The sequence below is a fragment of the Cyanobium sp. Maggiore-St4-Cus genome (genome assembly GCF_024345615.1).
Taxonomy (GTDB): domain Bacteria; phylum Cyanobacteriota; class Cyanobacteriia; order PCC-6307; family Cyanobiaceae; genus Cyanobium_A; species Cyanobium_A usitatum.
In genome coordinates, this window is record NZ_JAGQBL010000017.1 from 1 (window position 1) to 17,950 (window position 17,950).

Genomic DNA, 17,950 nt, shown 5'->3' on the forward strand with positions numbered 1-17,950 from the left:
AGCAGTCCCTGATCGCAATAGAAGCGGATCGTTTTTACGGAAACGCCCGAATGGGCAGCTGAAGTGCGGCCACTTGACTCTCCACCAAGGGGAGACCCCATCGTAGGAACACAGCCAACTTCATACCCATGCGTTCCCTCGCTGCATCGCTATTGCTTGCTGGGATCTGGACCGCCCCGGCCCTGGCCCAGGGCGATCCCCACAAGCACCATCACCACCATCAGGCGGCCCCTGCTGCCGCTTCCCCCAGCCAGACAGACGCCAGCCATAGCCATGACGTCGGCCCAGCCGGTGCCACCTACGACCTGCGCTGGCTCGACGCAATGGTGCAGCACCACACCGGTGCGCTGCGGATGAGTGAGTTTGTGTTCAACATCGGCCACCCCGGGGTGGGCGCCCTGGCCAACGGCATCTGGCGCGAGCAGGCCCGCGAGATCAAGGCGATGGCCCAGTGGCGCAAGGCCTGGTATCCAGACGCGCCGGTCTATCCCGTGGCCCTCAGGCCGGGCGGTGATCCCAACTCCATGAGCAGCCTGGAGCGCATGGGCGCTGCCCAGATCCAGGCGATGCAGATGATGGGCTCCACCCCCACCAAAGCCAACCGGTTGGGGTGGTTTCTCGAGGGGATGATCGCCCACCACGGCGGTGCCCTGCAGATGGCCCACGACGCCCTCAACAAGAGCAGCGATACCACCGTGCGCCGGCTAGCGCGGGATATCATAGTGGCCCAGCGCGCTGAAATCATCGAGGTGCGCCGCATGCTGCGCCTGGAGGGATTGATCAAGCCGGAGTACAGCCAATACGACGCACTCTTTCGCTTCTAACTCTTTTAATCTGACTCTTTTGATCTGATCGATTCACCTCTGATGGATCTCTTCTCCATGACTAGCCGCATGGCCCTGATCGCCCTGGCCCTGGCGGCATTACCACTTGCCAGCCAAGCCCACCCCAAAGGGCTTTACGACAATCAACAGCAAGCTGAGCAAAGGGCCAAGGAGCTCGGCTGCACAGGCACTCACCAGAACAGCGGTAAGTGGATGCCCTGCAGCAATGAGGCAACCCTGCACCAGCACCTGCGTCACCACTAAAACGCCATGCCTGTATTGCCTAAAACTCGCTGGCGTCAGCTGCACCGCTTGGTAGTGCCGATCGCGGCGGCACCACTACTGCTCACCGCCGCCACCGGCTCGCTCTACAGCCTGCTTCTCGAGCAGGGAATCGACGCCTTCTGGCTGCTCAAGATTCACTCCGGTCGCTTTGGCCCGCTGAATCTGCAGCCCTTTTACTCAGGGCTACTGGGGCTGTTCACGCTTATGGTCATTGGTTCCGGCTTGGCCCTGCTGATTTCAAGCCGCAGGGCTAGGGCCTGAGTGCTGGAAATCCACACGGACAACTTCGAGACAATCAAGCTGCAGCGCTATTATCCGGAGATTATTTTACTCGGCGATCAATATAATTCACTTGCTACATAACTGAGCTCAAAGGAGAAATATCAAGAGCAAGAATAGGAAAATCACGGGATATGGCTCTCCATCGAACTGGACATCACTAGCTTAAAGAGATAGCTCCGCGCCGACGGCAGGCCTCTTATGTCAAGCACACAATGAGCGCCCGTTCCCCCGGCCCAGCCGAGGGACCAGCCCTTTCGGCAGACGGCATGGAGCGGGAGCTGGCCCGGGAGCGCACCCTGCTGCGCCGCAAGGTCAGCGTTGCTGCCGTCCTCACCGTCCTGGTGATGGGCTCGAGCCTGCCCCACATGTTGGGGCTTCACAGCCTTCCGTTACTGCCTTTCTGGTTCACAAGCCCCTGGACCCAGCTGATCCTCACCACACCGGTGTTGTTCTGGTGCGGGCGTGACTTCTTCACCGGCGCCGTCTCGGCCTTCCGGCAGCACTTCGCCGACATGAACACCCTGGTGGCGGCCGGCACCGGCATCGCCTACCTCACCTCGCTGTTCACCACCCTGTTCCCCCAGGTGCTGATCGCGGAAGGCCTGCCCGCCGACGTCTACTACGAAACCGTGGCGGTGATCCTGACCCTGGTGCTGCTGGGCCGGCTGCTGGAGGCCAGGGCCCGTGGCCAAACCTCAGAAGCGATCCGGCGGCTGCTGCAGCTGCAGCCCCCCAGCGCCCGGGTGCTGCGGGATGGACAACCGGTTGAAGTTCCGGTGTCGATGGTGGTGGTCGGTGACCTGGTGCAGGTGCGGCCCGGCGAAAAGATCCCGGTGGATGGGGAGGTGAGCGAAGGCAGTTCCTGGGTGGAGGAGTCGATGCTCACCGGTGAACCCACGCCCGTGGCCAAAGCTGCCGGCGATGCCGTGATCGGCGCCTCGATGAACCGCAGCGGCAGTTTCACCTTCCGAGTCAGCCGGGTGGGGGCCGACACGGTGCTGGCCCAGATCGTGGAGCTGGTGCGCCAGGCCCAGAGCTCCCGCACCCAGGTGCAGCGCCTGGCCGATCAGGTGGTGGGCTGGTTCGTACCGGTGGTGATCGCCCTGGCTATTGCCGCCTTTGTGGTCTGGTTCCTGATCAGCGGCAATCCCGTGCTGGCGATGCTGTTTCTGGTGAGTGTGCTGGTGATCGCCTGCCCTTGTGCCCTGGGCCTGGCCACCCCCACTTCGATCATGGTGGCCTCCGGCAAGGGGGCGGAGAACGGCCTGATCTTCCGCAGCGCCGAAGCCCTGGAAACGGCCGGCAAGCTGCGCACCATCGTGCTCGACAAGACCGGCACCCTCACCCGCGGCCAGCCGGAGGTGACCGATTTCGAGCGGCTGGCCGGTGGCGTGCTGCCGGCCGACACCCTGCTGGCCCTCACGGCAGCGCTTGAATCCCGCTCGGAGCATCCCCTGGCCGAAGCGATCACGACCTACGCCCGCAGCCAGTTGAAGGACAGTGAACTCCCGGCGGTGGAGGACTTCGAGGCAGTGGCCGGCCGCGGCGTGCAGGGGGTGGTCGCCGGCCAGCAGGTGCGGGTCGGCACCCCCCGCTGGTTCAAGGAACTGGGCATCGACACCGCCGCCCTCCAGCCCCTGGTGGAGCGTCTTGAGGCCGCCGCTTGCAGTGTGGCGGCCGTGGTGGTGGACGGGCGGATCGAGGCCTGCTTCGGCGTGGCCGATCCCCTCAAAGCGAGTTCAGCGGCAGCGGTGGCTGGCCTGCGGCGTCTGGGCCTGCAGGTGGTGATGCTCAGCGGCGATGCCCGCCGCACCGCTGAGGTGGTGGCCGCCCAGGTGGGGATCGAGCGGGTGATCGCCGAAGTGCGTCCCGCCGACAAGTCCTCGGTGATTCGCAAGCTGCAGGAGCAGGGAGAGGGCCCGGTGGCAATGGTGGGCGACGGCATCAACGACGCCCCAGCCCTGGCCCAGGCAGATGTGGGCATCGCCATGGGCACCGGCACCGATGTGGCGATCGCCGCCAGCGACATCACCCTGATCTCCGGCAACCTGGCCGGCGTACCGGCGGCGATCGAGCTCAGCCGCGCCGCGATGGCCAACATCCGCCAAAACCTGCTCTTCGCCTTCGCTTACAACGTGGCCGGCATCCCGATCGCCGCCGGCCTGCTGTTTCCGCTCACCGGCTGGTTGCTGAGCCCGATGATCGCTGGCGCCGCCATGGCCTTCAGCTCGGTGTCGGTGGTGAGCAATGCCCTGAGGCTGCGGAACTTCCGCCCCGCGCGCCTACCTCTTCCAACCACCTGATGCTGATCCTTGCTGCCGCAGCGCCCCTCTGGCGCACCATCGATCAACCCGTGGCCCTCAAAGGGCTGGTGGCCATGGTTGGCTTGCTTCTCATCGCCTGGCAGCTCTGGTGGTTTCTGGGTCGCCATGGCGGTGGCGTGGCGGCCCGCCAGAGCGGGGCAGGATTGCAGGAGATCACCATCCTTGTGGATGGCGGCTACGCACCCTCAAGAATCAATGTGAAGGCCGGCCAGCCGATGCGACTTGCCTTTCTTCGGGTCGATCCGAGCAGCTGCTTGGCCCAGGTGATCTTCCCCGATTTCCACAAAAGCCTCGATCTGCCCCTTGATGCCACCACCAGCCTGGAGTTGCCCCCCACAAAAGCCGGCGTCTATCCCTTCCACTGCGGCATGAACATGGTGCGAGGAGTGCTGGAAGTGAAGTGAGGGACGAGGGTGTCCCAGGTAGCTGGCTAAAACAGAAACGAGCCAATTTGCACTCACAGGCTGCCAACGCAGAGAAGCAACAGCCGTCGACAGGAGGCTTGGGCAGGCAAAGGGAGCCTGGATGTTCCGCGGCACCAGGTTCGCGGCACCAGGGTCCCGGTAGCTGCCCTGCTTGAAAACCTGGAAGACGGGGTTCTCCATGACCGGAACCGAATTCGTTGAGTGCTTCCCCGGTGTGCAGCTGGAATAGATCCGCTTTGTGCTGGAGCATGGCGCCCGCATTACGCCAGTGGCCCTACCTCGATGAGGCGGTGCTGCTCAAGGCCCGCAGCCGCCATGGGGTTAGGCCCGCCCCCGCTGCCCAGACTCCTTTGCGTTGACCTGTGCCTTGATATTGATCGTGCCCGCATTGCCCACGCCCGTGACCACTGGATCCGTCAGCCCTGTGAGCCTCGCCGAGGCCTCGCGCTTCTGGTTCCAGCTGGGCTGGGTGAGCTTCGGCGGGCCGGCCGGGCAGATCGCCCTGTTGCAACGCCAGCTGGTGGACCAGCGCCGCTGGCTCTCGGAACGGCGCTACCTGCACGCCCTCAATTACTGCATGCTGCTGCCGGGGCCAGAGGCCATGCAGCTAGCCACCTACCTGGGTTGGCTGATGCACGGCGTGCCCGGTGGCCTGATCGCCGGGGGGCTGTTCATTATCCCCTCGGTGTTTGTGCTCACGGCCCTGGCCAGCGTCTATGCGCTCTGGGGGCAGCTGCCGCTGCTGGCCTCGGTGTTCGCCGTGCTCAAACCCGCGGTGCTGGCCATCGTGCTGATGGCCGCCTGGCGCATCGGCCGCCGAACCTTGCACACGCCCCTGCTCGTGGCCCTGGCGATTGCCGGTTTCTTGGCTCTGGCGGCGTTCAAGCTTCCCTATCCCGTGGTGGTGATCGCCGCTGGCCTGATCGGCCTTGGCGCCGCCCGTTGGCGGCCCAACCTGCTGGTGGCGAGCAAGCCCCACGGGGCCGGATCGAGCGACTCCCAGCAGGATCGACCTGGCGCTCTTCATGACGATGACTCCGCTTCGCCGGACCATGCGCGCTTTTCAAAGCGGCGGCTGGCGGTGACGCTGTTGATCTGGGCCCTGGCCCTGCTACTGCCCCTTGCAGCCCTGGCGATTGCCGGCGGCTGGAGCGGCACCCTGGCGCTGATGGCCCGCTTTTTCACGCGGGTGGCCCTGCTCAGCTTTGGTGGTGCCTATGCCGTGCTGCCCTACGTGGCCCAGGGCGCGGTGGAGCAGTTCAACTGGCTCTCGGCCAGCCAGATGCTCGATGGCCTGGCCCTAGGCGAAACCACCCCGGGGCCACTGATCATGGTGGTGGCCTTCGTGGGCTTCATGGGCGGCTGGAATCAGTCGCTGGCTTCCGGCTCTGGCCCTTGGCCGCTCGCCCTGATAGCTGTGCTGGTGACGGTGTGGTTCACCTTCCTGCCCTCCTTCGGCTTCATCCTGGCCGGGGCACCTCTGGTGGAAGCCACGCGCGGCGACCTGCGTTTCGGCGCGCCGCTGAGCGCCATCACTGCCGTGGTGGTGGGGGTGATCGCCAGCCTGGCGCTGTTCTTCGCCGGCCCGGTGCTCTGGCCCGCCGGCGCCTTCAATCCCTGGGCGGCGCTGGTGGTGGCTGCCGCCTTGTTTGCCCAGCTGCGGCTGCGTTGGAGCGTGCTGCAGGTGATCGGTGCAGCGGCGGCCGTTGGTGCACTGCTGGCAGGGGTGGCAGCGCTCTCAAGTTGATCGACTGCAGAGACAACAAAGCCCGGAGCGTTGGTCCCGGGCATTTGCTTGCTCAGCCGGCGGCGGGCGGAGTAGGGGTGGGGGTGCCAAAGGACTTGGCAGGCCAGGGAGGCACCGTGCTCCCGTTGCCGTTGCGCATGGCGTGATAGCCGGGGGAGAGGATCTCGACGCCAGCGCCGGCGAATTGGTCCTGGATGGCCCCCAGCAAATCTGAGAGGGTGCTGCGGTAGGTGTCCACATCCACCACGTAGGCGCTGAGCTCGTAGCTGATGTGGAAGTCGTTCAGTGAGGTCTGGAGCACGAACGGGGGGATCTCCTGGCTGATGCCTGCGGTGGCGCCGGCAGCATCCAGCATCAGCCGGTGAACCTGGCGCCAGGGCACGTCGTACCCGATGGTGACGGTGGTGGCGATCACCACGGGCTGGGCGATCTCGCGACGGGCCAGGCTGTAATTGATGATCGAGGCCCCCAGCACGGTGGCGTTGGGGATGCTCACCACCTCGTTGCGGGGGGTGCGCAGGCGGGTCACAAGCAGGGCGGAGTCGTGAACGATGCCGACGGTGCCGTTGATGCTGACCCGGTCGCCCTCCTGGTAGGCCCGGGTGTAGGTGAGCATCAACCCCCCGATCAGGTTGGCTGCCACGGCACTGGAGCCCAGGGCCGCCAAAACGCCCACGAACAGGCCGGCCCCCTGGAAGGCCTTGCTGTTGGCCCCTGGGATGTAGGGGTAGGCGGCCACCACACCGAGCAGCAGGATGCCGATGCCCACCAGCCGGGCTGTGGGCCGGGACCATTCCGGATAAAACCAGCTCAGGCGAAGGTTCCCTTTCTCCACCGCCCGGAACCAGGCGTTGCTCGCCCGCATCAGCAGCACGGCCAGACCCAGGATCACCGCCACGGAGATCAGGTCGGGGATGGCCCTCGAAACGGCCAGGGCACCGCTCACCACGAGGCCAGTGATCTGGCGCCGCAGGGTTTCGGAGAGGGCCTGGGTGGGGGGAAACAGCCCCAGAAACAGGGGGATCGATAGGTAACTGACCAGCAGCAGCACGGCCCCGTGCACGATCCGGCGCAGGGGATCGAGGAGGCTGCGCTCCTGATCGGCGGTGAGCCACTGGTTACCCCCCACCTGCAGCCCCCGGATCCGGCGGTTGGCGGGGTCGTTGATCCAGCGCTCCAAGCGCCGGTTGAGGGCGATCTGGCCTCGCAGCCACAGGATGTAGAAACCCAGGGCGAGCAGGGCCAGCGCGCCCCCCCGCAACCAGTCCGAACGGCGGTGGGTTTGGCGGTGGCGCACGATCGCCGCGCGGATCTGCTCGAGGTAGCGCTGGGCAAGCTGCTGGCGGCTGAGCTGAAAGCGGGCCGCGTTGCGGTCATCCACTGAGAGGCGGGGCTCAAAAATTTCGCCCCGCATCACGCCGATGGTGCTGTAAGGCGGGTCCTCTTGCAGGACGATCTGCTCGGGCTGGATCGAATAGTTGGCGGCCAGCTCGGCCAGCCGCTGGCTAGCTGTCCTGGCCAAGTGCGCTGGGGTCTGGGCGCCGGCGGCGACCCGGATTTCAAGCACCCGGCGGCCATCCAGTTCGATGTAGGCCGGGGTCGGGGCGTCAGCAGCTCGGGTAAGGGGGGCCGCTACCAGCAACTGCGTCGCCAGCAGAGCGACCAGCAGGGGCAAGAGGAAGCACGCCCATCTGGGGCGTGGGCGAAGGCCCAAGGGCTCTAAATGACCCACGATGCCTCTACTAGAACGTCAACGGACCCTATCTTCTCCTTCCTGATTGAGTTCCGATCGCTTTGGGCCCCGAGCTGGCAAGGCTGCGCCATCTTCCTGGCTGCTCACCTGGCACCGGTCCAGTAAGGACGAATTGAAGCGATGGCCTTAAAGATCAGCGAAAGGCTCAATGCAAATTCATGTCAGCAACCACTGCGAATCAAGGAACGGCTATGCAAAGGGGGATCTAAAAGTGGAGTCCCTATGGTGCAGAATGAAACCCGCATCGATCCTCACCAGCAGTAAGTCTATTCTGTATTGATGGGCCTCCTAGCACATATCGATCCACAACTCCGACCATCGAACCAAGCCGCTCAAACCTCCATGGCGACCACTTCAAAGCCAAAGATTAAGGGCCTATTTCAACAACTCTACGTCTTCGGTGACAGCCTGACGTCCTATGGCGATTACGCCGCCTATCTCCAGAAGACGGTCTTGGCGGCCAGCGCAAAACCGGCCTGGAGTGGCGTCAGTTGGAGCAATGCCAATTTCGGCAACCAGCTCGGCCTGAGGACAGACCTGGGCATCGCGACACCTTCAACAACGCCTCCAGCGGCGCTTGGCATCCCTTCGCCCTTCTACCAGGTCGTCAATACCTTTGTCGCCACTCCCACCCTTGGGACACGAAGGGCGCCATCCTTTGCCATCGGTGGGGCCACCAGCGGAACCACCAGCCTCTACGACGTCCTCAGCATCGGGGCGGTGTCTCTGTCAACCCTGTTCCCCAAACTGGCGCAGACGGGGGTTCAAAATCAGATCAAAGCCGCCCTGAAGCAAGGGATTCGGCCTGCCTCCAACGAACTGACCCTGATCCAGGGAGGCTCCAACGATCTGCTGATTGCCTACATCCAGGCAAACCCGGCCATTGAAGCCGTCTTAGACCAGGTGATCGAGAACATGCGCCAGAATCTCACGGTTCAGCTGAGGGCTGGAGGCAGTCGCCAGTTGATGAGTTTTGGCCTGGCGGACTTCCAAGGCGAAGTGGATGGCGTGGCCTACCAGATGCCCTTCTTGAGCAACCTTCTGGAACAGGCCAGCCAACCGGGCTCTGAATGGCTCATACCCTGGAAGAGCTTTGTGGAGAGTGGTGGACTGGAAGAGTTCCAGACCGAATACGCCACCATGCTGCAGGAGGTCGGCAGACAGTTCCCCTACGCCACGGTGATTTATTTCTCACCCGAGTTCGGAACGAACTGGGACACCTACGGCGACCGCTTGGGCAACTTCGCCAGCTATGGAATCAAGAACACCCTGGGCTATGCCCAGGCCGAGGATCAAAATCTGACTACAGAGGAAACCAACGCCTATCTCTACTTCGACGACGTTCACAACACCGAAAGCGGCCAGGCGATGACAGCCCAGGCCATGGCCCTCACGCTCGAGAGCAACCGCGAGGCCATTGCCGCCGCCACCCTCACCTACCAGCAACAAGGCACCTCAGGGCAAGACCGCCTACTGGCCCCACGGCAGAACAGTGAGCTCATCGGCGGTGCCGGCAACGACCTCCTGCTCGGCAACACAGGCAACGATGCTCTCTGGGGCGGCCAGGACCAGGACACCCTGAGCGGCGCCGAGGGCACCGACTGGCTGCAGGGAGGCCAGGGCTCAGACCGGCTCAGCGGTGGAAAGGGAGCAGACTTCTTCTCTTATCAGAGCAACGATGCTTCCAGCCTCTGGCGAGACACGATCACCGATTTCAACGGCCGGCAGGGCGATCGGCTGGGAATCACCGCCGTGCTGGACGGTACGGATCCCTTCGCCAATCCAGGCTGGGAGTACATCGGCTCCAGTCGCTTCAGCAAGGCTGCGCCTGAACTGCGGTTCGCCGATGGGCATTTGCAGGGCGATGTGGACGGCGATGGCAAGGCCGACCTGCTCATTCAGTTGCTTGGGGTGAGCAGCTTCAACCCCGAGTGGATCAGCTGAAAGGTTGGGTGGTGACTGACGCTGGCGGAGCCATTGGCTTGGGTCGCGCGACCCAGCCAATTGATAAGCAGGGCACAGTGCAGATTGTGGGCCTCGCTCACTCGCCCAAGGCTTCAGCTACCGCCCGCTGGAATACCTCCTCCTCAGGGCTTAGGCCTGTCCAGCGTTGAAAGATCTGCATCGCAAGCTGCACAAGCATTTCAACCCCATTAACTATCGGGCAGCCCCGCTCCAGTGCCGTAGACAGGAAGGGTGTGATGCGCGGGTTGGTGATCACATCCACCACCACACAGGCGGGATCTACCGTCTCCCAGAGCACGGGCACCGGCTCTAGCCCCGGTGCGCACCCGAGACGGGTGGCATTCAATAACAGAGTGGTGCCCTCTGGTACAAGCACCTCCCCCTGCCATGGTTGCCACACCGCCGGCACCCCGGAAGCATTCATTACGGTGGCCGCCACCTCCTCCCCCTGTTCCTGGCGGCGCGTTACAAGGGTGAGATGGGTAGCACCGGCCCAGGCCATCTCAACTGCCATTGCCCTGCCGGCCCCTCCGGCCCCCAACATCACCACCCGCTGACCAGTAAGCGGCGCCACCTTTTCGATGGCCTTCACCACGCCCTTGCCGTCGTTGTTATGGCCGGTCAGGCGGCCCTTCTCGATGGTGAGGTAGTTGGCGGCACCGATGGCGCGCACGTCATCATCCACCGCATCAAGTAGCGGGATCACCGCCACCTTGTAGGGGACTGTGATCGCCATACCGCGATAGCCCAAGGGTGACAAAGCCTTCACCGCTAGGTACAGCTCCGCCTCGCTGGCGATGTCATTCTTCCAAAACTGCCAGTGCAGGCCGTAGTGGGCATACACGGCATCGAACATGCGGTCGATCGGGCTCGCGGCCACGGGATGACCAAGCATCCCGGTCATCTGCTTTTGGGGAGGGATCAAGGCAGCAATGACATTTTTAACCAGCTTTGCGCGAAATAAAGAGTTGGCAATCCATCAACTGGCTTGCGCAGTAGTTGTTCATATCGCCAGGGGACAGCTTAGTGCCGGGCTTAAAGACATACTTGTTAATGAAAAGTCAACCCCAAGAGGAGTTTTAATGAAAGGCATGGTTGCATTACTCCCTGTCAGCATGACACGCTGGACCGAAGCCATCGGCAATCAAACGGCCGCCCTCTCACTATCTGTACCAGCAGGTTTCAAAGCTTTTGAACCGGGCGACTCTCTGATTCAAAATGGGAGGGACGAAAAAAATTGTGCTCCAGCCAACATCTCCTCTTGCAGCGAATAACGTAAATTATTGATTTAATCGCAAAAGTGGGGCCGATATAAAAATGACCAAGTCCATTACAGAACTCACTGAAATGATTTCCCTTTTAACAAGGAGTATTGCTAACGCCAATAGGCCCCCATTGGCGCTTCTAAAAAGATCAAGGTTTATCACTAAATCAAACACTGAGGCTGCTATGTTTCGAATTCTGTTCACCCTTCTGGCGTTCACTTACATCCTGGTTCCTGCTGCGTCCATGGCTCATAGCCAGCCATCTCCCACAGCAGCAAACGGAAACCAGGCTCGAGATGGTGTGATCAGACTCTATGGTGCCTGCGGCCCGCAAAATGCCTTGCGCAAAGTGGCAGATGCATGGGAGCGGAGCAACGACCTGAGTGTCACGATCACCTGCGGACCAGAACCATCATGGTCCCGAAAAGCACAGGACGATGCGGACATCATCTGGGGAACATCAGAACAATCAATGACCGCATTTCTGCAATCATTTCCCAGCTTTCCTTCGAAAGATGTTGTCCCAATCTATCTACGTCCTGCCATCATCGCTGTCAAGACTGGAAACCCACTTCGCATTCAAAGGTTTGAGGATTTGCTCCAGCCAGGCATCCGCATCGTTGTCACCGAAGGATCTGGTATTGCCAATACCTCTGGCACGGGCACTTGGGAAGACATAGCCGGGCGACTAGGTAATTTGGAAGATGTCAAGCGCTTTCGCCGCAATATCGTGGCCTTTTCAACGGGTTCTGGTGCCAGCTTTAAGGCATTCAAGGAGCTTAATGCCGACGCCTGGATCACCTGGCCTGAATGGGCCGTTGACAATCCCGAGGTACTCCAGGCAATTCCCATCTCGAGTAATCGAAGTATTTGGAGAGATCTGAATATTGCTGTGTCGTCATCTGCGGATCCACAAGCCGCATCCTTCATTCAATTCCTGGTCTCCGATGAGGCACAAAAGCTGATGCGTAGCGCTGGCTATGTGCGCTAGGCCACCTCAGGATTGCTAACTGGCTTCGCGCCTGCCATAAGTAATGCCGCCAAAATCAACAAAGCCCCCATCAAGGTACGCGCATTGAGTGCTTCGCCAAGCAGCAGATAGGCACTCACTAACGACACGAATATTCCTGCATTTCCCCACAGAGCTACCGTTATTGCGCCCAGCCCACGATAACTCATCAATAGCAGAAGTTCACCGCCGAGATTAATGCAAGCTGTGTATACCAAAAGGAGACCAAGCAACCACCACCAGCGCATATGAAGAAACTGCTCTGGACCATAAAAAACAAGTGTGATCGTCCCAAATACCAATGCTGCTAACAGATTTGTCAGGCCAATAGTCAGGCCTGCACCCCAACCCTTGTCCACCACTACCCGATTCAGAACCCCGGAAGCAGAAAAGGCCAACACGCTGAGCAAGCCCAAGGCAAGACCGACAGGATCAAGGCCACTCCAGGGCGCAGCGGAAGATAACAAGGGATCAACATTACGAGTGATCAGCAATCCCAATGGCAGCAACGCGAAACTAAACCCGAATCGCTTGGGCAGAGGTTCTCGCAGGAGCAGATGTGCAAGCAGCGCAGTGACGGGGAGAATCAACGTGAACAGCAACGTCTGGCTGATCACGGTCAATCTTTGAAGTGCCAGGAAATAACAGATCGGTCCAATCAGGCTACCTAGGCCCGCACGCAAACATAAAAGGCTTCTATCGCGAAGCACAAGTTGTGGTATTTGACTCTTCAGACACTTCCGGCCCAGCAGCAAAACAACCAGTCCCGTGGCCAGATTGGAAAAGAAAAAGACGTTGCCAAAGCTGATTGGATCCTCTCCACCTGCTGTTCGAAGCAGAGTGGCGGCACCTCTTTCCTGCAACCACTTCAGGACACTGGCATCACAGCCGCGCAAGAGCACATAACCCAAGAGAGCCAGAGGCGCCAATCTGGATGGAATCATTCACCGAATTCCAGAACAACCAGCATATCAATTGCATATCCCTGAGGTTCGCCGCCGTATACCCGGGCTGGATTTCTTGCAGTGCTCCAGTCGCTCAGCAAGCCACCCATTGAGGCGCTTCTGCTGCAGGCGGGGCCGCATAGCGGCGTCGATGACGCCATGGTCCAGTTGCTGAAGAAGCGCGCTGGTGCCCATGGCCGCAGCCAGGAAGCGGAGGGTATTCCTCGCATCGGAGCAGCCTGAACTGTGAGGAACGGTTGCAACTGGGGAGTGATCCAGGCCGCCGGTTCAGGCTTGGAAGGCACCTGATCCCTGTTCCCGATGGCGCCGGCCTCCTCTCCCACAGCCGCAGCCGAAGCGTGGCTGGGCTCGTTCGCTGAGGCCTTGGCCTCCGGCGACTCCCAGGCCGTGCTGGCCCTGTTCGGCCCGGAGTGCTTTTGGCGCGATCTGGTGGCCTTCACCTGGAACCTGAGCACCGAGGAGGGACCCGCGGCGATCGCGGCGATGCTGGCGGCCCGCCTGGCGGATGTGGCACCCCATGCTTTCCAGCTCAGGGGCGAAGCCAGCGAGACCGAGGGGCGTATCGAGGCCTGGTTCGGCTTCCAGACGCGGGTAGGTCGCTGTAGCGGCCATGTGCGTCTGCAGGACGGACGCGCCTGGACCCTGCTCACCGCCCTTGACGAACTGAAGGGCCACGAGGAGCGGCGGCGTGAGCGGCGGCCGGTCGGCGCCGAGCATGGCGTGCATCCGGGTCGGCAGTCGTGGGCGGAGTTGCGCGAAGTGGAGCGGCAGGCCCTGGGCGTGACGGAGCAGCCGGATGTGGTGATCGTGGGCGGCGGCCAGGCGGGCCTCACCCTGGCGGCCCGCCTGCGCTATTTGGAGGTGCCCACCCTGGTGCTCGAGAAGCTGCCCCGGCCAGGCGACCACTGGCGCCGCCGCTACAAGAGCCTCTGCCTGCACGATCCGGTTCACTATTGCCATTTCCCCTATCTGCCCTTCCCCGAGGGCTGGCCCCTCTACACGCCCAAGGATCAGCTAGCCGACTGGATGGAGGCCTACACGAGCGTGATGGGCCTGAACGTGTGGGGTGGTTCGCCGGCCCGCAGCGCCCGCTTCGATCCGCAGCAGGGCCGCTGGCAGGTGTTCACCGAGCGCGATGGCCGGCCGGTGGAGCTGCGGCCCCGCCATCTGGTGATGGCCCTTGGGGTGTCGGGCTACCCGAGTGTTCCGGAGATTCCCGGTGCCGAGGCCTTCGCCGGCGATCAGCACCACTCCAGCGCCCATCCGGGCCCCGACGCCTACCGCGGCAAGCGCTGCGTGGTGGTGGGCTCCAACAACTCCGCCCACGACATCGCCGCCGGTCTCTGGGAATCTGGAGCCGCCGCGGTGACGATGCTGCAGCGCAGCTCCACGCTGATCGCGCCGGTGCCGGCACTTGAGAAGCTCGCTTTCGCGGGCTCCTATTCGGAGCAGGCGCTGCAGCGGGGCATCACCCCCGAGCAGTCGGACATGGCGGTCGCTTCGATTCCCTACAAGCTGCTGCCCCAGTGGCAGAAGCCGATCTACGACGCGATGCGCGTCGAGTACGCCGACCTCTATGCGCGCCTGGAGAAAGCCGGTTTCCTGCTCGATTTCGGCTCCGACGACTCGGGGGTGTTCATGAAGTTCCTGCGGCGGGGCTCGGGCTACTACCTCGATGTGGGCGCTTCGGAGCTGGTGGCCGATGGCCGCATCCAGTTGCGCAGCGGGGTGCAGATCGACCGACTCACGCCCCACTCGGTGGTGCTCAGCGACGGCAGCGAAATGCAGGCTGATCTGGTGGTGTATGCCACGGGCTACGGCTCAATGAACCGATTCCTGGCGGAGCTGATCTCCCCCGAAGTTGCCGACAAGCTGGGCAAGGTTTGGGGGATGGGCTCCGACACCCCCAAGGATCCCGGCCCGTGGGAGGGAGAGCTGCGCAATATGTGGAAGCCCACCCAGGTGGAGAACCTCTGGATCCACGGCGGCAACCTGCACCAGTGCCGCCACTACTCCCTCTATCTGGCGCTGCAGCTCAAGGCGCGCCTCGCCGGGCTTGACACGCCGGTGTACGGCCTGGCTCCCAGCTTCCATCAGAGCTGAAGCGAGCCTGTCCGGTGCCGCTGCGGTTGCAGTCCCGGGGATAGGCTCAGCCGGAAGCTTGCAACTTTGTAGTTTGTGAAGCTATCGCTGCCAGTTGATGCGGATGCGACTAAGCAATCGTCAGGCCTCGACTTGGAATGATTGTGACAAGAGAAAAATCAGTACTCTGCTTTGGTGACTCGAATACTTGGGGATACATACCGCTCACTGCAGGTCGCCTTCTTCGCACTGAACGCTGGCCCGGAGTTCTGCAAGAATCCCTAGGAGAGTCGTATTACGTTATTGAAGAGGGCCTTAATGGGAGATCTACAGTATTTGAAGAACCATTTCGAGACGGTCGAAATGCTCGCACCACAATTCTGGCGCTTCTCGAAAGCCACGCGCCGCTTGATCTGTTAATAATAATGCTTGGCACCAATGATTTAAAGCACCATCTAAATGCATCGGCTCACGAATCAGCGAGGGGCATTAGCTCACTCTTGCAGATAGCTATTAATAGCGCCACCAGCTTCGATAAGGGCTCACCAAAAATTTTAGTGATTGCGCCACCAAGGTTTGGAAATATGTCCGAGCTCATGGCCCATCATTTCAAAGATGCAATGGCTCGCTCCGCTGAGCTGCCTGCTCAATACGAGCAATCATGCGCCCAATTCGGCTGCAGCTTTATCGACTGCAATCAGGTGGTGACTGTGGCAGAGGATGGCATTCACTTGGATGCCCATGGCCATCGCAAGTTGGCCTTGGCTCTTGCGCCGATAGTCAAGGACTTGATAGGCGATGCCGCATAACATGGCGATGCTTATATCGCGATTTTATTGATCTTCAATGCTCCACGAAGGACAAGACTGCAAGTTCCAACGCTACCTACCAACCCGTTTCAGGGTGTCAGAGAAATTACTCTGTACACCGTCTACCTTTACAAAGCCAGTGTGAACATGGGTATTGCCATCGTTGCTAAAAGTTGTTTTCCACCTATACACTACTAATCGGCCATCGGCGAAATTTCCGAAACTTGACCACTCAAGCATTCCCGCCTCTATCGAACCAATCCCTTGATCAAAGTTGCCGGCGGAATCAACAACGGTCATCCGCAGCTTTTTCTTTGCAGGGTCCCAATAAAGAAGTTGCATGCCATTCCCCTTCTTGGCATCTCCTGAGACACTTTCGCACAGGATCGCCGAGCCACCTGCCGCCCAGCGACAAGTAGATCTGCTGGTGAACTTATCACCCTTTTTGCCAACTCCGGGATAATCTCTTGAGTAGGTACCAGATCCGGCCCAGGTGCCAATGAGTCGCTTTCCAATGGCTTGAAATTCCATCGATGACTCACTAGCTCCTGCCCCACTGGCGACTGCCATGAAAAGACAGGCCGAAGCAGATAATGAAACAGTGGTTTCAAGCAAAGATAGTTCAAGCCTTCCAAATACTCGCCTTGCTCCACTCAAGCAATCCGCAATCATAATATACTTTGCACGCAATTAGAAATCAATTCTCGCACGTCTGTCAACTACACTGGGTTACCAGCCAGACGCAAGGAAACATTTCGCAAGGAGGCATGCGCAAAGGTGCCATCACTCCTTGGCTTTAATGCCATCAGTCCAAGGCTCATTAGGGTTAGATTCTCACAATTGACAAGATCGGCTGTGCGACGGCAAGGATGGAATCGGATGATCGCATGACCAATCCGCCTGCAAGGTATCCCAACAGGTCGCCAGACGCAATGACTTGATTTCACTAAATACATCAGATACACCTAAAAAACACGCCCCAAGATATCATTCAGAAAACAGGACGGTCGATTGTTTTTTGCCATAGAGCCTCAAGATAATGTTGTGGGCATTTTTTCACTGAGATAGCGCAGGATCTCGCAACCCAAGCCCCCCTTCCGACGCACTAGAGCTAGAATCGGGTCACTAAGGTATCAACGGCTATTCACGCAGTAGCTTCCTGATGAATACCAACCCAACGGATAACCAGCACCACTTTTCTTAATGATGCCGCGGGTGTTGCTGCCTTTGCTCGGCACACAGCAGGCGCCAAAGCTGCAGCAACCGAGCGGGCAACCGTCCCCCTTGGGCAGCGGTTGAACCGGCCGCCTAGCAATCTGCGTCCAGGTCATCGTCAGTGCGACCGTCCTCCCGACTGGTGATGGGGCCCCGATCCGGGTGCGTCAGGCGGGTAAGACACTCATCGTTCGGATGGCCTACATCGATGCAACTGAAAGCGCCCATACCTGAGCGGGTACAACGCCAAGGACACAGCTATCTCGGTGGAAGCGGGGACGGAGACGCCTGTGAAACCCAGCTCTGACAGTCGCCTTTTGCAATATCGCGTAACTGCATTGTTGGTTGACATTGAAGCCAGTGGAGGTAAAGCCTTGCCTGCAGATGTAGTGGATTGACACCGCATGTAGGTTTGGTATATTCAGAAGACAACGCCATTATCAGATGATTACCGGATCCGACCTGCTCGCCAAGGTCAAGGAACTGGGCGATGTCTCCAAGTCAGAGCTCGTGCGTGAGTGCGGCTATGTGAGCACCAAAAAAGACGGCGGCGAGCGCCTCAACTTCACCGCTTTCTATGAGGCCCTGCTGGGCGCTAAGGGTGTAAGCCTCGGCAGCGATACCGCCGGAAGGGGCAAGGGTGGGCGCAGCCTTAGCTATGTGGCAACTGTTCAGGGCAACGGCAATCTGCTGGTGGGCAAGGCCTATACAGCCGTGCTCGACCTACTCCCCGGCGATGAGTTCGAGATCAAGCTTGGCCGTAAGCAGATCAAGCTGATTCCCCTGGGCAGCGCAGATGAGGAGTGAGGAGACACCAGCCGTGATCTCATGCGCTGTGAAAACCGGCGCCCGCAAATAGGTGCCGGCATAACCGCCTGCAATCCCTTGGTGCGGATACATCAACAACGATTGGCGCAGTGGAGTGGTCGCTTTCAGTGATCGGTTCCACCCAGGCAATGGCATAAGCGATTGAGGCTCATAGCCATTATCGATGGAGCAA

The 17,950-nt window shown here is 60.7% G+C and carries 17 protein-coding genes; 13 read left to right on the forward strand and 4 right to left on the reverse strand.

From position 1 onward, the window contains the following. The first annotated feature begins 128 nt into the window (after nt 1-128). From KBY99_RS13455 to chrA, 6 genes are all read left to right on the forward strand, one after another. Nucleotides 129-824: a DUF305 domain-containing protein gene (locus KBY99_RS13455; RefSeq protein ID WP_254999553.1), complete on the forward strand. Its 696-nt coding sequence runs from the start codon at nt 129-131 to the stop codon at nt 822-824. A gap of 42 nt (nt 825-866) precedes the next feature. Next, nucleotides 867-1,088, forward strand: coding sequence for a DUF3721 domain-containing protein (locus tag KBY99_RS13460; protein ID WP_254999555.1), 222 nt, complete (start codon nt 867-869; stop codon nt 1,086-1,088). 6 nt (nt 1,089-1,094) lie between these two features. Next, a complete protein-coding gene (locus tag KBY99_RS13465; protein WP_254941910.1) occupies nt 1,095-1,370 on the forward strand; it encodes a hypothetical protein in 276 nt (91 codons plus the stop codon). A 233-nt stretch (nt 1,371-1,603) separates the two neighbouring features. Next, the gene (locus tag KBY99_RS13470) at nt 1,604-3,694 is read left to right on the forward strand and encodes a copper-translocating P-type ATPase (protein WP_254999557.1); all 2,091 of its coding nucleotides are present in this window, start codon (nt 1,604-1,606) and stop codon (nt 3,692-3,694) included. Beyond that, on the forward strand, nt 3,694-4,119 hold the full coding sequence (locus tag KBY99_RS13475) for a cupredoxin domain-containing protein (RefSeq protein ID WP_254999558.1): 426 nt from the start codon (nt 3,694-3,696) through the stop codon (nt 4,117-4,119). Before KBY99_RS13470 ends, KBY99_RS13475 begins: the two co-directional genes overlap by 1 nt. A gap of 421 nt (nt 4,120-4,540) precedes the next feature. Then, nucleotides 4,541-5,887, forward strand: coding sequence for a chromate efflux transporter (chrA, locus tag KBY99_RS13480; RefSeq protein ID WP_254999559.1), 1,347 nt, complete (start codon nt 4,541-4,543; stop codon nt 5,885-5,887). A 52-nt stretch (nt 5,888-5,939) separates the two neighbouring features. Here the strand turns inward: chrA and KBY99_RS13485 are convergent, their stop codons facing one another. After that, nucleotides 5,940-7,562, reverse strand: coding sequence for a mechanosensitive ion channel family protein (locus tag KBY99_RS13485; protein ID WP_254999560.1), 1,623 nt, complete (start codon nt 7,560-7,562; stop codon nt 5,940-5,942). A gap of 420 nt (nt 7,563-7,982) precedes the next feature. Between KBY99_RS13485 and KBY99_RS13490 the strand changes: the two genes are divergently transcribed. Continuing rightward, on the forward strand, nt 7,983-9,584 hold the full coding sequence (locus KBY99_RS13490; RefSeq protein ID WP_254999562.1) for an SGNH/GDSL hydrolase family protein: 1,602 nt from the start codon (nt 7,983-7,985) through the stop codon (nt 9,582-9,584). A 97-nt stretch (nt 9,585-9,681) separates the two neighbouring features. Here the strand turns inward: KBY99_RS13490 and KBY99_RS13495 are convergent, their stop codons facing one another. Continuing rightward, nucleotides 9,682-10,509, reverse strand: coding sequence for a shikimate dehydrogenase family protein (locus KBY99_RS13495; RefSeq protein WP_254999563.1), 828 nt, complete (start codon nt 10,507-10,509; stop codon nt 9,682-9,684). A 28-nt stretch (nt 10,510-10,537) separates the two neighbouring features. On the opposite strand from KBY99_RS13495, the gene KBY99_RS13500 reads away from it, so the two are divergent. Together KBY99_RS13500 and KBY99_RS13505 are read left to right on the forward strand one after the other, a co-directional pair. Then, the gene (locus tag KBY99_RS13500) at nt 10,538-10,879 is read left to right on the forward strand and encodes a hypothetical protein (protein ID WP_254999564.1); all 342 of its coding nucleotides are present in this window, start codon (nt 10,538-10,540) and stop codon (nt 10,877-10,879) included. A gap of 43 nt (nt 10,880-10,922) precedes the next feature. Then, nucleotides 10,923-11,861, forward strand: a complete 939-nt coding sequence (locus KBY99_RS13505; protein WP_254999566.1) for a substrate-binding domain-containing protein — start codon at nt 10,923-10,925, stop codon at nt 11,859-11,861. On the opposite strand, the gene KBY99_RS13510 is transcribed toward KBY99_RS13505, so the two are convergent. After that, the gene (locus tag KBY99_RS13510) at nt 11,858-12,781 is read right to left on the reverse strand and encodes a DMT family transporter (RefSeq protein WP_254999618.1); all 924 of its coding nucleotides are present in this window, start codon (nt 12,779-12,781) and stop codon (nt 11,858-11,860) included. The two genes, KBY99_RS13505 and KBY99_RS13510, sit on opposite strands and share 4 nt — an antisense overlap. Before the next feature lie 123 nt (nt 12,782-12,904). Here KBY99_RS13510 and KBY99_RS13515 point away from each other — a divergent pair, with 123 nt between their 5' ends. The 3 genes from KBY99_RS13515 to KBY99_RS13525 all read left to right on the forward strand — a co-directional run bounded on the left by KBY99_RS13515 (nt 12,905) and on the right by KBY99_RS13525 (nt 15,735). After that, entirely contained in the window at nt 12,905-13,066 is a 162-nt protein-coding gene (locus KBY99_RS13515; protein ID WP_254999567.1) for a hypothetical protein, read from the forward strand. A 78-nt stretch (nt 13,067-13,144) separates the two neighbouring features. Further along, nucleotides 13,145-14,947, forward strand: coding sequence for a flavin-containing monooxygenase (locus KBY99_RS13520; protein ID WP_254999568.1), 1,803 nt, complete (start codon nt 13,145-13,147; stop codon nt 14,945-14,947). A gap of 137 nt (nt 14,948-15,084) precedes the next feature. Further along, on the forward strand, nt 15,085-15,735 hold the full coding sequence (locus tag KBY99_RS13525; RefSeq protein WP_254999569.1) for an SGNH/GDSL hydrolase family protein: 651 nt from the start codon (nt 15,085-15,087) through the stop codon (nt 15,733-15,735). Nucleotides 15,736-15,807: 72 nt separating this feature from the next. Here the strand turns inward: KBY99_RS13525 and KBY99_RS13530 are convergent, their stop codons facing one another. Beyond that, entirely contained in the window at nt 15,808-16,350 is a 543-nt protein-coding gene (locus KBY99_RS13530; RefSeq protein WP_254999571.1) for a DUF1579 domain-containing protein, read from the reverse strand. 1,044 nt (nt 16,351-17,394) lie between these two features. On the opposite strand from KBY99_RS13530, the gene KBY99_RS13535 reads away from it, so the two are divergent. Continuing rightward, on the forward strand, nt 17,395-17,757 hold the full coding sequence (locus KBY99_RS13535; RefSeq protein WP_254999572.1) for an AbrB family transcriptional regulator: 363 nt from the start codon (nt 17,395-17,397) through the stop codon (nt 17,755-17,757). Nucleotides 17,758-17,950 lie beyond the last annotated feature (193 nt).

Bases quoted from the DNA above. Each gene is read 5' to 3' on its own strand.
- KBY99_RS13520 (WP_254999568.1), top strand. From the start codon at position 13,145: ATGGCGCCGGCCTCCTCTCCCACAGCCGCAGCCGAAGCGTGGCTGGGC.
- KBY99_RS13505 (WP_254999566.1), top strand. From the start codon at position 10,923: ATGACCAAGTCCATTACAGAACTCACTGAAATGATTTCCCTTTTAACA.
- KBY99_RS13495 (WP_254999563.1), bottom strand. From the start codon at position 10,509: ATGACCGGGATGCTTGGTCATCCCGTGGCCGCGAGCCCGATCGACCGC.
- KBY99_RS13465 (WP_254941910.1), top strand. From the start codon at position 1,095: ATGCCTGTATTGCCTAAAACTCGCTGGCGTCAGCTGCACCGCTTGGTA.
- KBY99_RS13455 (WP_254999553.1), top strand. From the start codon at position 129: ATGCGTTCCCTCGCTGCATCGCTATTGCTTGCTGGGATCTGGACCGCC.
- KBY99_RS13500 (WP_254999564.1), top strand. From the start codon at position 10,538: ATGACATTTTTAACCAGCTTTGCGCGAAATAAAGAGTTGGCAATCCAT.
- KBY99_RS13475 (WP_254999558.1), top strand. From the start codon at position 3,694: ATGCTGATCCTTGCTGCCGCAGCGCCCCTCTGGCGCACCATCGATCAA.
- KBY99_RS13535 (WP_254999572.1), top strand. From the start codon at position 17,395: ATGATTACCGGATCCGACCTGCTCGCCAAGGTCAAGGAACTGGGCGAT.
- KBY99_RS13460 (WP_254999555.1), top strand. From the start codon at position 867: ATGGATCTCTTCTCCATGACTAGCCGCATGGCCCTGATCGCCCTGGCC.
- KBY99_RS13470 (WP_254999557.1), top strand. From the start codon at position 1,604: ATGAGCGCCCGTTCCCCCGGCCCAGCCGAGGGACCAGCCCTTTCGGCA.
- KBY99_RS13490 (WP_254999562.1), top strand. From the start codon at position 7,983: ATGGCGACCACTTCAAAGCCAAAGATTAAGGGCCTATTTCAACAACTC.
- KBY99_RS13525 (WP_254999569.1), top strand. From the start codon at position 15,085: ATGATTGTGACAAGAGAAAAATCAGTACTCTGCTTTGGTGACTCGAAT.